This is a genomic window from Acidimicrobiales bacterium, assembly GCA_035533595.1.
Taxonomy (GTDB): domain Bacteria; phylum Actinomycetota; class Acidimicrobiia; order Acidimicrobiales; family Bog-793; genus DATLTN01.
The window spans coordinates 24,683-37,326 of the sequence record DATLTN010000006.1 but is presented as its reverse complement, the minus strand read 5'-3'; the positions used below and the strand labels follow the sequence as shown (position 1 = coordinate 37,326).

At 71.7% G+C, this 12,644-nt stretch carries 13 protein-coding genes; 5 read left to right on the top strand and 8 right to left on the bottom strand.

What is annotated here, in order from left to right; genetic code table 11:
• Positions 1 to 11: 11 nt before the first annotated feature.
• The 5 genes from frr to VNF07_01420 all read right to left on the bottom strand — a co-directional run bounded on the left by frr (position 12) and on the right by VNF07_01420 (position 4,151).
• Positions 12 to 584, bottom strand: a complete 573-nt coding sequence (frr, locus tag VNF07_01440; protein ID HVB04900.1) for a ribosome recycling factor — start codon at positions 582 to 584, stop codon at positions 12 to 14.
• Positions 581 to 1,279: a UMP kinase gene (gene pyrH, locus VNF07_01435; protein ID HVB04899.1), complete on the bottom strand. Its 699-nt coding sequence runs from the start codon at positions 1,277 to 1,279 to the stop codon at positions 581 to 583. The genes frr and pyrH overlap by 4 nt, the downstream gene beginning before the upstream one ends.
• A gap of 59 nt (positions 1,280 to 1,338) precedes the next feature.
• Positions 1,339 to 2,145, bottom strand: coding sequence for a translation elongation factor Ts (tsf, locus tag VNF07_01430; protein ID HVB04898.1), 807 nt, complete (start codon positions 2,143 to 2,145; stop codon positions 1,339 to 1,341).
• Position 2,146: 1 nt separating this feature from the next.
• The gene (gene rpsB, locus VNF07_01425) at positions 2,147 to 3,082 is read right to left on the bottom strand and encodes a 30S ribosomal protein S2 (GenBank protein HVB04897.1); all 936 of its coding nucleotides are present in this window, start codon (positions 3,080 to 3,082) and stop codon (positions 2,147 to 2,149) included.
• Positions 3,083 to 3,251: 169 nt separating this feature from the next.
• Positions 3,252 to 4,151: a tyrosine recombinase gene (locus tag VNF07_01420; GenBank protein ID HVB04896.1), complete on the bottom strand. Its 900-nt coding sequence runs from the start codon at positions 4,149 to 4,151 to the stop codon at positions 3,252 to 3,254.
• Between the two features lie 96 nt (positions 4,152 to 4,247).
• Between VNF07_01420 and VNF07_01415 the strand changes: the two genes are divergently transcribed.
• The 3 genes from VNF07_01415 to VNF07_01405 are packed head-to-tail and all read left to right on the top strand — an operon-like array spanning position 4,248 to position 7,111.
• Positions 4,248 to 4,940: a response regulator transcription factor gene (locus tag VNF07_01415; GenBank protein ID HVB04895.1), complete on the top strand. Its 693-nt coding sequence runs from the start codon at positions 4,248 to 4,250 to the stop codon at positions 4,938 to 4,940.
• Entirely contained in the window at positions 4,941 to 6,488 is a 1,548-nt protein-coding gene (locus tag VNF07_01410) for a HAMP domain-containing sensor histidine kinase (GenBank protein ID HVB04894.1), read from the top strand.
• Positions 6,485 to 7,111, top strand: a complete 627-nt coding sequence (locus tag VNF07_01405) for a hypothetical protein (GenBank protein HVB04893.1) — start codon at positions 6,485 to 6,487, stop codon at positions 7,109 to 7,111. Before VNF07_01410 ends, VNF07_01405 begins: the two co-directional genes overlap by 4 nt.
• Before the next feature lie 3 nt (positions 7,112 to 7,114).
• Here the strand turns inward: VNF07_01405 and rsfS are convergent, their stop codons facing one another.
• Together rsfS and nadD are read right to left on the bottom strand one after the other, a co-directional pair.
• Positions 7,115 to 7,489: a ribosome silencing factor gene (gene rsfS, locus VNF07_01400; protein HVB04892.1), complete on the bottom strand. Its 375-nt coding sequence runs from the start codon at positions 7,487 to 7,489 to the stop codon at positions 7,115 to 7,117.
• 43 nt (positions 7,490 to 7,532) lie between these two features.
• On the bottom strand, positions 7,533 to 8,138 hold the full coding sequence (gene nadD / locus VNF07_01395; protein ID HVB04891.1) for a nicotinate-nucleotide adenylyltransferase: 606 nt from the start codon (positions 8,136 to 8,138) through the stop codon (positions 7,533 to 7,535).
• A 116-nt stretch (positions 8,139 to 8,254) separates the two neighbouring features.
• Between nadD and VNF07_01390 the strand changes: the two genes are divergently transcribed.
• Complete coding sequence (locus VNF07_01390; GenBank protein HVB04890.1) at positions 8,255 to 9,619, top strand: 3-deoxy-7-phosphoheptulonate synthase class II; 1,365 nt, start codon at positions 8,255 to 8,257, stop codon at positions 9,617 to 9,619.
• Positions 9,616 to 11,712, top strand: a complete 2,097-nt coding sequence (locus VNF07_01385) for a hypothetical protein (GenBank protein ID HVB04889.1) — start codon at positions 9,616 to 9,618, stop codon at positions 11,710 to 11,712. Before VNF07_01390 ends, VNF07_01385 begins: the two co-directional genes overlap by 4 nt.
• 41 nt (positions 11,713 to 11,753) lie before the next feature.
• Here VNF07_01385 and VNF07_01380 read toward each other — a convergent pair whose 3' ends face one another.
• Positions 11,754 to 12,620 carry an LLM class F420-dependent oxidoreductase gene (locus VNF07_01380; GenBank protein HVB04888.1) on the bottom strand — a complete coding sequence of 289 codons (867 nt, stop codon included), beginning with the start codon at positions 12,618 to 12,620 and terminating at the stop codon, positions 11,754 to 11,756.
• Between the last annotated feature and the right edge of the window lie 24 nt (positions 12,621 to 12,644).

Genomic DNA, 12,644 nt, shown 5'->3' with positions numbered 1-12,644 from the left:
CCGACGCGCGCTCAGACGTCGAGCAGCTCCTGTTCCTTGTGGGCGAGGAGATGGTCGATCTCGGTGACGAGCTCGTGCGTGAGGTGCTCGAGCTCCTTTTCCGCGCGATCGAGATCGTCGGAGGAGATCTCCCCGTCGTGCTCCAGCGCCTCGAGCTCGTGTCGGGTCTGGCGGCGCACGTTGCGCACCGCAATTTTCCCGTCCTCGGCGCGCTGGCGCACCGTGCGGACGAGCTCCTTGCGTCGCTCCTCGTTCAGCTGGGGGAAGGACAGGCGCAGCACGATGCCGTCGCTCGACGGGTTGACGCCGAGGTCCGAGCTCTGGATCGCCTTCTCGATCGCCTTCAGCGCGCTCTTGTCGTAGGGGTTGATCACGAGCGTGCGCGCCTCGGGCACCTGGAAGCCGGCGAGCTGCTGGAGGGGCACCTCGGTGCCGAAGTAGTCGACGCGCAACCGCTCGACGAGCGCTGGGCTGGCCCGGCCGGTGCGGATCGTCGAGAACTCGGTCTTGGTGTGCTCGATGGCCCTGTCCATCTTCTCCCGTGTCTCTGAGAGGGCGATGGCGATCAAGGAGTCGTCGCTCACGTGATCAGCGTACCGATCTGTTCCCCGGCGAGCGCCCCGCGGATGTTGCCGGCGCGCATCAGGTCGAAGACGACGATCGGGAGCGAGTTGTCCTTGCAGAAGGTGATCGCGGTGAGGTCCATGACGCGCAGGTCCTCGGAGATGACGTCCATGTAGCCGATCTCGTCGTAGCGGGTCGCACTCGGGTCGACCTTCGGGTCTGCGCTGTACACGCCGTCGACCCCGCCGTGCGTGCCCTTCAGCACGACCTGCGCCTCGATCTCCGCGGCGCGCAGCGCCGCCGAGGTGTCGGTCGTGAAGAAGGGGTTGCCCATCCCCGCGGCGAAGATCACGACGCGGCCCTTCTCGAGGTGGCGGGTCGCGCGACGGCGGATGTAGGGCTCGCAGACCTCCGCCATCGCGATCGCCGAGAGCACCCGCGTCGGCTGCCCCTCGCGCTCGAGGGCGTCCTGCAGCGCGAGCGCGTTGATCACCGTGCCGAGCATTCCCATCGTGTCCGAGGTGGCGCGGTCCATCCCCTCGCCGGCGCCGGTCTGCCCCCTCCAGATGTTGCCGCCGCCGACCATGATCGCGAGCTCGACGCCGAACTCGACGCGCGACTCGGCGATCTCCTTCGCGATGCGGCGGGCGGTGTGCGCGTCGATCGTCTCGTCCGACGCGGACGAGGCGAGGGCCTCACCGGAAAGCTTGAGCACCGCCCGGCTCCAGCGCCGGGCGGGGAGAGGCGAGATCGGCGAGACCTCGGCCAAAGTGCCTAGGCCCCCACGACGACCTGCGCGAAGCGGAGGACCTGCGCGTCGCCGAGGATCTGTGCGACCGACTTCTTGTCGTCCCTCGCGTAGGGCTGCTCGAGGAGGGCGCGCTCCTTCACGAAGCCCCTGAGGCGCCCCTCGACGATCTTCTCGAGCTGCTCCTCGGGCTTGCCCTCGTTGCGCGCCGTCGCCTCGATCGTCTCGCGCTCCTGCGCGAGCACCGACTCGGGGATGTCCTCGCGCCGCAGATACTCGGGGCGGGCGAAGGCGATATGGATCGCGACGTCGTGGGCGAGCTCGGGGGTGGCGCCGGCGAGCTCGACGAGCACGCCGTTCACGCCGCGGCCGTTCTGCACGTGCAGGTAGCTGTCGAGGATCGCGTCGGGGGAGGCCTCGAAGCGGGTGTGGTTCCCGACCGCGATGTTCTCCTTCAGCGTCACCTTCAGCTGGTCGATCTCCTCGTCGTGCTTGGCGAGGGCGTCCTCGCCCTCGCTCGCGAGCGTCTCGGCGAGCGTGTCGACGAGCTGCACGAACTCGGCGGACTTGGCGACGAAGTCGGTCTCGCACTCGAGTGCGAGGACGCCACCGAGACGCCCGCCACCGGTGACGACGACCGAGACCGCACCCTCGGCGCGCTCGCGCTCGGAGCGCTTGCTGGCCCCGGCGAGGCCCTGCTCGCGGAGCCAGCGCGTGGACTTGTCCTGGTCGCCGTCGCACTCGATGAGGGCCCGGCGGGCGTCGAGGATTCCCGCGCCGGTCGCCTGGCGGAGTGCCTGAACCTCCTTGGCGGTGGGGGTGTAGTCGGACATCTCAGGCCTCCGGGGTGCTCGCAGCGACGCTCTCGAGTTCGGTTTCGGGTGCGGCCTCGCTCGCGGGGGTCGCGGTTGCAGGTGCCGCTTCGCTCGCGGGGGCCGGGGTTGCAGGTGCCGCTTCGGCCACCGGCGCTGCCTCGGCGGGCTCGGCTGCCGCTGCCTCGGCGGCGGGCTCGGGCTCGGCGGGGACGGGCTCTGCGGGGCCGCCCTCGTTGCGGGTCTGACGGAGCGAGTCCGAAGCGCGGCGGGAAGCGATGTAGCGGCCCTCGCTCACCGCGTCGGCGACGACGCGGCACATCAGTCGGCCCGAGCGGATCGCGTCGTCGTTGCCGGGGATCACGTAGTCGATGACGTCGGGGTCGCAGTTCGTGTCGACGACGGCGACGACGGGGAGGCCGAGCTTGTTCGCCTCGGTGACCGCGATGTGCTCCTTCTTCGTGTCGATGACGAAGATCGCGTCGGGGAGGCGCCGCAGGTTGCGGATGCCGCCGAGGTTGCGGGCCAGCTTGTCGAGCTCGCGGGTGAGGATCAGCGCCTCCTTCTTCGGCATCGCCTCGAAGTCCCCCGAGCTGCGGCGCGACTCGAGCTCGACGAGCTTGCGGACGCGACCGGAGATCGTCTCGAAGTTGGTGAGCATGCCGCCGAGCCAGCGCTCGTTCACGTACGGCATGCCGCAGGAGGTCGCGTACTCGGCGACGGGGTCCTGGGTCTGCTTCTTGGTGCCGACGAAGAGCACCGTCCCGCCGTTCGCGACGAGGTCGCGGAGGAAGCGGTAGGCGGTGTCGATGCGGTCGAGGGTCTGGTGGAGATCGATGATGTAGATCCCGTTGCGCTCGCCGTAGAGGAAGCGCTTCATCTTCGGGTTCCAGCGCCGCGTCTGATGGCCGAAGTGCACCCCGGCCTCGAGCAGCTGCTTCATCGTGACGACTGCCATGACAACTCCTTCAACGGTTGGCGTTCGTGCGTCGCGCCCGGAGGCGACCGTTTCGACGACACGATGTGCGTGCGCGGTGAGACACCGGGACCCGGGCGGGTCCGAGGGAGAGGATACCCGGTCCAGGGGTCGCCCACTCCGGCCGCGGTGGCAGCGGGCCGACGGCCGCTCAGGCCCGCGGATGGGTCTCCGCGTAGACCGCAAGCAGCCGCTCGCGCGAGACGTGGGTGTAGATCTGGGTGGTCTGCAGGCTGGCGTGGCCGAGCAGCTCCTGGACGACGCGCAGGTCCGCTCCCCCGTCGAGCAGGTGGGTGGCGAAGCTGTGGCGGAGCGCGTGCGGGTGGGTGGGCCGTGAGGCCCGGCGGTCGATGATGCGCCGCACGTCTCGGGGGCCGAGACGGCTGCCCCGCTGGTTGAAGAAGACCGCCCCCGCGGGGGAGTCGTCGGCGAAGAGCGCGCTGCGCGCCTCGCGCAGGTAGCCGGTGAGCGTCGCCACGCTCGCCGCGCTCATCGGCACCCGCCGCTGCTTGGAGCCCTTCCCCCACACCGTGACCACGCCGTTCGCGAGGTCGACGTCGCCGAGGTCGATGCCGCAGCACTCGCTCACCCGCAGCCCCGAGCCGTAGAGGAGCTCGAGCACGGCGTCGTCTCGGAGGTCGAGCGCGTCGGCCCGCGCGTCGCGCTCGCCGCCTCCGGCAGGGGCCGCTGCGGCGGGCTCGAGCAAGCCGGCGAGCTCCTCGTCGCTCAGCACCTGCGGCAGGCGCGCCGCGCCGCGCGGCGCGCTGAGCCTGCGCGAGGGGTCCACCGCGATGAGGTGCCGGCGCTCGGCGAAGGCGAAGTAGCGCCGCAAGGTCGAGGCCTTGCGGGCGATCGTCCGCCGCGAGTAGCCGCGTGTGTCGAGGTAGGCGAGGTAGCGCCGGAGCAGCAGGCGGTCGACCTTCTCGGGGCCGTCGAGGCCCGAACGCGCCGCCCATTCGACGAAGGCCTCGGCGTCGGAGCAGTAGGCGCGCACCGTCGCCGGAGCGGTCGCGCTGAGTGATTGCAGGAACGCCTCAATCTCCCAGCTCATGGGCCTAGGCTAACGATGACCCCACGACGGGGGCTGGCACTTGGGCACTCGGGCCGAGGATCCCCCGGGGGCGCCGTACGGGGGGAGAATGCAGCCATGGCGAGCCACATCCTGATCGTCGAGGACGACGAGCGGATCCGCGCCTCGATGTGCCTCGCGCTCGAGGACGAGGGCTACGACGTCACCGAGGCCGCGAGCGGCGAGGAGGCCCTCGAGATCTTCGGGCAGTCGCTCGTCTCACAGCCCTTCGACCTGATGATCATCGACATCATGCTGCCGGGGATCGACGGCTTCGCGTGCTGCCGCGAGCTCCGCCGGCAGAGCGCGATCCCAATCATCATGGTGACGGCGCGCACCGACACCCACGACGTCGTCGCCGGCCTCGAGGCGGGTGCCGACGACTACGTGACCAAGCCCTTCGAGCCGAAGGAGCTGGCGGCGCGCATCCGCGCCCTTTTGCGGCGGGCGCGCCTCGCCGAGGGCGGCCCGGCGGTGCTCACCTTCGGCGATCTCGAGATCCTCCCCGAGGCGGGTGTCGTGCGGGTCGCGAGCGTCGAGGTGCACCTCACCCGCACCGAGTTCCTGCTGCTGTGCGAGCTCGCCGCCAACCCCGGCAAGGTGCTCTCGCGCGAGCAGCTCCTCGAGCGGGTGTGGAGCTACGACTACTTCGGCGACGGCCGGCTCGTCGACGTCCACGTGCGCCGGCTGCGCACCAAGGTCGAGCCGGACCCCGCCAATCCCCACCACGTCCTCACCGTGCGGGGTCTCGGCTACAAGCTCGCCCCCTAGGTGAGCGTGCGCGCGCCGGCGGCACGGCGCGAGCGGCCGTGGCGCCTCGGGCGCCGCCTCCGCCATCTCCGCCCGCAGCTGCGGGTGCGCCTCATGCTGAGCTTCGGCCTCGGCGCCCTCGCGCTCTGCATCGTCGTCACGAGCACCGCCTACTTCGCCGTGCGGCGGGCGACGCTCAACCAGTTCGTGCAGAGCGCGGTGACCCGCGCCGAGGCCAACGCCACCCTCTTCGGCCAGAACCTCAACAAGGGGGAGAACGTCTACGCGATCGAGGGGCTGATCGCCCCGATCGACGCCGCCGCCGGCCAGGACACGAGCACCTGCCCCCTCGCCACCTCGGTCCTCAACGCGGGCGGCGACTGGGTGCCCGACGACACCTACCTCTTCCTCACCCCCGAGGGCTCCCCGAACACCGAGAAGGCGCTCAGCGCCTACGGCGTGACGAAGGCCGTCTCCGCGGGCAAGGCCGCGGAGCAGATCGTGCAGTTCCCGCCCTGCGGCGCCTACATCCTCGTCGGCTACGCCGTGCCGACCCCCGGCGGGCCGAACGCCCGCTACTTCGCGCTGATCTCGACCCAGCCCGTCAGCCACACCCTGCACCTGCTCCTCGCGGCGCTCGCCCTCGCCTCGGCGGTGACGGTGTTCGCCGGGATGATCCTCGGGCGCTGGGGGGCCGACCGGGTGCTGCGGCCGCTGCGCTCGATCGCCGAGGTCGCGAGCGCGATCGCCGACGGCCGCCTCGACTCGCGCATCGAGGCGCAGGGCTCGGGTGACCTCGCGGTGCTCAGCTCGTCGTTCAACCAGATGGTCGACCGCCTCCAGCAGCGCATCGAGCACGACGCGCGCTTCGCCTCGGACGTCAGCCACGAGCTGCGCTCGCCGCTCACCACCCTCGCCACCTCGCTGTCGGTGATCGAGTCCCGTCGCGAGGAGCTCCCCGAGCGCGCCCAACAGGCGCTCGACCTCCTCTCGGCCGAGGTGCACCGCTTCCAGGCGATGGTCCGCGACCTGCTCGAGATCTCGCGCCTCGACGCCGGCTCGGTCGACTTCCAGATGAGCCTCGTCGAGGTGGGCGAGCTCGTGGAGAACGCCCTCGCCGCCTCCGCCGCCGACCACGTGCCGCTCGAGATCGACCCGCTCGTCGGGCAGCGCAAGATCACCGCCGACAAGCGGCGGGTCGAGCGGGTGATGACGAACCTCGTCGACAACGCGGCGCGCCACGGCGGTGGCGCGGTGCGCGTCTCGGTCGAGTACGCCGGCACCGCCGAGGCGGACTTCGTGCGCATCGCGGTCGAGGACGAGGGGCCGGGCGTCCCCGAGGGCGAGCGCAGCCGCATCTTCGAGCGCTTCGCCAGAGGGACCGTCGCCGCCGGCCGCCGCGGCCGCGGCGGCGGCTCGGGGCTCGGCCTCGCGCTCGTCGCCGAGCACGTCCGGCTGCACGGCGGGCGGGTGTGGGTGGAGGACCGCGCGGGGGGAGGGGCGCGCTTCGTCGTCGAGGTCCCCCTCACCGCCCCGGGCGCCGGCGAGGAAGAGGAGGAGGAGCAGTGAGCCGCCGCTCCCGACGCGCCGCGCTCTTCGCGCTCCTCGCGGGGCTCGCCGCGCTGCCCGCCTGCGGCATCCCGCTCGACGCCACCCCGAACACGATCCGCGGCCTCCCGAACAACCCGCCGACGCCGACGAGCACGGCGACGGGGAGCAGCGGATCCCAGAAGGCGACCATCTACTACATGCAGGGCACCCGTCTGCGGGGGGTGACGCGGGCGGTGACCAACCTCAGCCCGGCGACGCTGTTGACGCTCCTCGTCCTCGAGCCCACGCCGGGCGAGGCCGACGAGAAGGGCGGCCACATCTTCAACGTCCTCAGCCCGAACGACGCGCTCGGCCTCGCGAACCCGAACGCGAGCCGCGGCGACCTCACCGTGCAGCTCCCACCCGAGATCCGCAGCCTCGAGGGGAGCCTGCTCGCCGACGCCTACGGGGAGATCGTGTACACCCTGCTCGACCCGGCGAACAACCACGGGTGCGCGTACACCGGCGTGCTGTTCATGCTCGACGGCCAGCCGCTGCCGGCGCTGCTCCCGAACTTCCTGCTCGCCGCCGGCCGCGCCGTGACGCGCAAGGACTACCTGAAGATCGCACCGAAGGGTGCGGCGGCGCCGACGGCCTGCTGAGGGTTAGCGGGCCTGCCCGGCCGACGGCGTCAGCTCGTCGTCGAAGTCGCGGCGGGGGGCGTCGGCCCACAACCGCTCGAGGTCGTAGTACTCGCGGGCGGTCTCGGAGAAGACGTGCACGACGAAGTCCCCGTAGTCGAGGAGGATCCACTCGCCGGAGTCGTTCCCCTCGATGCGGCGCTCGAGGGTCCCCGCGGCCTCGCGCAGGCGTCGCGAGATCTCGTCGACGATCGACTTCATCTGCCGGTTGTTCCTGCCGCTCGTGACGATGAAGTGGTCGGTGATCCCGAGCAGCTCACCGACCTCGAGCAGCACGGTGGACTCGTCCGTCTTGCTGGCCGCGGCGCGAGCGGCGACCTGGGCGAGCTCGAGGGTCAACGGGCGGAACCGCCGCGTGGCATCGCTGGAGCGCCGTAGTGACTCATCTGCTGAGAGCGTACAGGCCGCGTTCGCGTAGCAGGCGGACCGCCGGCCCCGGGACGAGGAAGTCGAGCGGGCGCCCCGTCGCCGCCCGGTCGCGCAGGTCCGTGCTCGAGATCTCGAGGGCCGGGACCTCGATCGCCACCGCACGGAAGCCCCTGAGGTGCGGGCTCGTCGCGATGTCGACGGCCGCTGCGCCGGGGCGGTTGACGACGACGAGGGTCGCGAGCTCGCGCACCTCGTCGACGCGCTGCCAGGTCGAGAGGCCGGGCACGACGTCGGCCCCGACGATCACGAACAGCTCGGCGCCGGCGTGAAGCGCCCCGAGCTCGATCACGGTGTCCGCGGTGTAGGAGGGGCCGCCGCGGCGGATCTCGAGGTCGGAGGCCTCGATCCCCTCGCTCTCCGAGACCGCCGCGGCGACGAGCGCGAAGCGGTCGACCGCGGGGGTGACGGGGCGCTCGTCTGCCTTCTGCCACGGCTCGTTGGCGACGACGAGGAGGACGCGGTCGAGCTCGAGGGTGTAGCGGGCGTTCACGGCGGCGACGAGATGGCCGACGTGCACCGGGTCGAAGGTGCCCCCGAAGACGCCGATGCGGGTCGTCACCGGGGGATCCCTGCCGCGCGACCGGGCCGCTTCATCGCCCCAGGGTAAGTGTGAGGATCCTGTAAGGCCAATGCAATCCGTCCGACACGGCCGCGACGAGTGCCTACGCTTTGGCCATGGCCGAGACCTCCCGCAGCTTCCGCGGCGACTGGAGCCCCTCCTCCTGGCAGGCGAGACCCGCCGCGCAGACCCCCGAGTGGCCGGACCCCGAGGCCCTCGAGTCGACCCGCGCCGACCTCGCGACGCTCCCGCCGCTCGTCTTCGCCGGCGAGGCGCGCACCCTCACCAAGGCGCTGCGCAGCGTCGCCGAGGGACGGGCCTTCGTGCTGCAGGCCGGCGACTGCGCGGAGTCCTTCAACGCCCTCTCGGCGGACGAGATCAGGGACAAGCTGAAGGTCATCCTGCAGATGGCCGTGGTGCTGACCTACGGGTCGGGCGTCCCGGTAGTGAAGATCGGCCGCATCGCCGGGCAGTTCGCGAAGCCGCGGACCTCGCCCACCGAGCGGGTGGGGGAGGTCGAGATGCCCTCTTTCCGCGGCCACATCGTGAACGACGACGCTCCCGTGCCCGCCGCCCGCATCCCGGACCCGGCGCGCATGATCCGCGCCTACCACCACTCCGCGTCGACCCTCAACCTGCTGCGCGCCTTCACCAAGGGCGGCTTCGCCGACCTCTCCCAGGTGCACCTGTGGAACCAGCAGTTCGTCGCCTCGAGCGCGGAGGGACGTCGTTACGAGGCGATCGCCGGGGAGATCGACCGGGCGCTGCGCTTCATGCGCGCCTGCGGGGTCGACCTCGCGAGCGAGGCGACCATCCAGCAGGTCGACTTCTTCACGAGCCACGAGGCGCTGCTGCTCGACTACGAGCAGGCGCTCACCCGAGAGGACTCGCTCACCGGCGACTTCTACGACTGCTCGGCGCACATGCTGTGGATCGGCGAGCGGACCCGCCAGCTCGACGGGGCGCACGTCGAGTTCCTCGCCGGCGTGCACAACCCGATCGGCGTGAAGCTCGGCCCCGAGGCGAGCCCCGAGGAGGCACTCGCGCTCTGTGAGGTGCTGAACCCCGAGCGCATCCCCGGACGCCTCACGCTCATCACCCGCCTCGGCCACGCCAACGTGACCACGCTCCTCCCCCGGCTCGTGCGCGCCGTCACCGACGCCGGCCACCCCGTCATCTGGGAGTGCGACCCGATGCACGGCAATACCTTCAGCGCCGGCGACGGGCTGAAGACTCGGCACTTCGACGACGTGCTGAGCGAGATCCGCGGCTTCTTCGCCGTGCACCGCGCGGAGGGCACCTGGCCCGGCGGCGTGCACGTCGAGCTCACCGGCGACGACGTGACCGAGTGCCTCGGCGGCGTCGAGGACATCCTCGAGGAGCACCTCCCCCTCCGTTACACCACGACCTGCGACCCCCGACTCAACGCCAGGCAGGCCATCGACCTCTCCTTTCGCGTCGCGGAATTGCTGCGCGATTGACCGGCTGGGCTCGACACCGCCGAGCCCGAGCCGCCGAGACGGGACTCCTCGCCTTCGGCGCGCTCGCGCTCTCGGCGATCGTCCCGTTCGCGGGGGCGACCGCCGCCTCGAACACCGGCCCGACCGGCTCGGGGCTGCCGACGGGGCTCGGCGGGACGGGCACCACCCCCCTCAAGCTGCTCCCGAACGCGAGCGCCTGCGCGCCGGGTCCGGTCGCGACGACCACCACGACCACGACCACGACCACGACCACGACCACGACCACGACCTCGACCACCACCACCACCACCACGAGCACGACCACGACGACGACGACGACGACGCTCGCCCCGACGGGCGCCTCGGGCGCGTCCGGCGCGTCGGGCGGCGGGACGACGACGACGGTGCCGAGCGCCACGACCACCTCGGTCGCGCCGACGACCACGACCTCGGCGCCGAGCGTCACCACGACGACCATCCCCACCTCGACGCCGGGGGCCACGGTCGCCTACGACCTCGTCACCGCGAAGGGCGCTGTCTCGAACTTCGGGGGCGCCGCCTTCTACGGGGACAAGGTCAAGCACGGCCTCGCCTCGCCGATCCGCGGCGCCGAGGCGACCATCGACGGCGGGGGCTACTGGTTGGCCACCGCCAGGGGCAGCGTCTACAACTTCGGTGACGCGCCCTTCGTCGGCTCGCTCGTCCACAAGAAGCTGAAGCGGCCGGTCACGGCATTCGCCTCCTCGCCGGACAGCCAGGGTTACTGGTTCGCGCTCGCCAACGGCAGCATCTACAACTTCGGCGACGCCGCCTTCTGCGGCTCGCCGATCCACGCCCACCTCGCGAGCCCGATCGCCGCGATGGCCCCGACCCAGGACGGCGAGGGCTACTGGCTCGTCACCGAGAAGGGGCAGGTCTACGCCTTCGGCGACGCGCCCAACTGGGGTGGCAACCCGGTGCACTCGCACCGCACGAAGATCGTCTCGATCACCCCCACCCCCGACGGCGGCGGCTACTGGCTCGCCGCCTCGAACGGCGCGATCTACAACTACGGCGACGCCCCCTTCCTCGGCTCGGGGGTGCACACGCGCCTCTCGCGACCCGTGACAGCCTTCGCCGCCACCCCCGACGGCGCCGGCTACTGGCTCGTCACCGCCAACGGACGGGTCTTCAACTACGGCGACGCCCCCTTCCTCGGCTCGCTCGCCGCCCACCAGCCGCGCCGGCCGAACGCGGTCGTCGCCCTCGTCCGCACCTACGTCGTCCTCAGCGCGAGCACGGTGCCCCTCCCGCACCACCTCCTCGGCTACGACGTCTCCAACTACCAGTGCGCGAAGAAGGACTCCGCGGGCCTCTTGTCGAACCTGCCGACGAGCTCGCCGCTCACGATCATCGAGGCGGCGGGCTGGCTCGACAGCGCGGACAACTCCTGCCTCGCCGCCGAGGCGGCGTGGGCCAAGCGCGCCGAGGGGGCCGGCGGCGCCCCCTACGAGCTCTATCTCTTCCTCAACTCTCCGGGCACCAACGTCGAGGCGACGGCGACCTACTCGACGGGGCCGAAGGGGACCTGCGGGACGCTGAGCGGCGGGGCGCAGCAGAGCTGCATCGCCTACAACTACGGCTTCAATGGCGCGAAGGGCGCGCTGCAGTACGCGAAGGCCCAGAACGTCGCCGCCGCGGTCTGGTGGGTCGACATCGAGAACGCCACGCTCTCGTCGACCTCGTTCTCCAATGAGTCCCAGGGCCAGTACTGGTCGGGCTCGACGGGACTCAACGCGCAGACCGTGCAGGGGGCGATCGATGCGCTCCACCAGGCGGGGATCCTCGTCGGCATCTACTCGACGAGCGTCCAGTACCCGAAGATCGTCGGCAACCTCGTCCCTGCGGGGGGCCAGGTGCCGCTGTGGATCGCGGGCGCGACGCGCACCAACCCGCCCTTCACCGAGAAGGACCTCCCCAACACCTCGGTGCTCGCGCCGTGGTGCGCGGGGACCGCGAGCTACGCCGGCTTCAAGGGCAACGACCTGTTCGCGAGCGGCATCCCCTGGATCCTCCAGGAGACGCCCGGAACCCTCGCCTCCCCCTACGGCCTGGACCCCGACTACACCTGCTGAGAGGGGGCGGGGACAGTACCGTCCCCGCCCGCCGCTGACCGCTAGCAGAGGACGGCGGCGAGCTCCTCCCACTCCCGATGCGGGAAGGCGACGGGGTCCTCGGTGAGGACCTGGATGCAGACGTGGTCGGCGCCCGCCTCGCGGTGCGCGGCGACCCGCTCCGCGACGTCGGCCGCGCTCCCCCAGGCGACGAGGTCGTCCACCACCTGGTCGGTCCCGGCATCGGCGAGGTCGTCGGCCGCGTAGCCGAGACGGACGAGGTTGTTCGCGTAGTTCGGCTGGCGGAGGTAGCGGTCGAGGTGGGCACGGGCGATCGCGCGGGCGCGGCCGGCGTCGGTCTCGAGCACCGCCTTCAGCTCGGGCGCGAGCAGCGGCCCGGCGCCGAGGACGCCACGGGCGAAGCGGGTGTGCTCGGGGGTGATGCAGTAGGGGTGGGCGCCCGCGGAGCGGTCACGCGCCATCTCGAGCATGCGCGGGCCGAGCGCCGCGAGGCAGCGCTCCTCCCTCGGCACCGGCGCCGCGGCGCCGTCGAGGCCGTCGAGAAAGGCGCTCATCACCGCGAGCGGCCGACGGTAGGCCTCAGCCGTGTTCTGCTCGACGATCGAGGCGTGCGAGACCCCGAGGCCGAGGAGGAAGCGCCCGTCGTGCTCGGCGTTCAACTCCTGGTGCTGCGCGGCGACCGCCGCGGGGTCGTGCATCCAGATGTTGAGGATCCCCGAGGCGATGACGATCCGCTCGCTCGCGGCGAGCAGCTCGTCGGCGACGTCGAGGATCTCGTCGGTCCCACCGCCGGGGATCCACACCGCCGCGAAGCCGAGCTGCTCGACGGGGCCGATCGCGGCGAGCGCCTCGGCGCGCGGTGCGGTGCGGAACTGCTGGGCCCAGAGACCGACGGGACCGAGCTGCATGGGATCTCCTCTCGAAGTGGCGCC

What these genes read in the sequence shown, in the direction of transcription:
- VNF07_01415 (HVB04895.1), top strand. Translation starts at nt 4,248, where the DNA reads ATGGCGAGCCACATCCTGATCGTCGAGGACGACGAGCGGATCCGCGCC.
- VNF07_01420 (HVB04896.1), bottom strand. Translation starts at nt 4,151, where the DNA reads ATGAGCTGGGAGATTGAGGCGTTCCTGCAATCACTCAGCGCGACCGCT.
- tsf (HVB04898.1), bottom strand. Translation starts at nt 2,145, where the DNA reads ATGTCCGACTACACCCCCACCGCCAAGGAGGTTCAGGCACTCCGCCAG.
- rpsB (HVB04897.1), bottom strand. Translation starts at nt 3,082, where the DNA reads ATGGCAGTCGTCACGATGAAGCAGCTGCTCGAGGCCGGGGTGCACTTC.
- VNF07_01390 (HVB04890.1), top strand. Translation starts at nt 8,255, where the DNA reads ATGGCCGAGACCTCCCGCAGCTTCCGCGGCGACTGGAGCCCCTCCTCC.
- VNF07_01380 (HVB04888.1), bottom strand. Translation starts at nt 12,620, where the DNA reads ATGCAGCTCGGTCCCGTCGGTCTCTGGGCCCAGCAGTTCCGCACCGCA.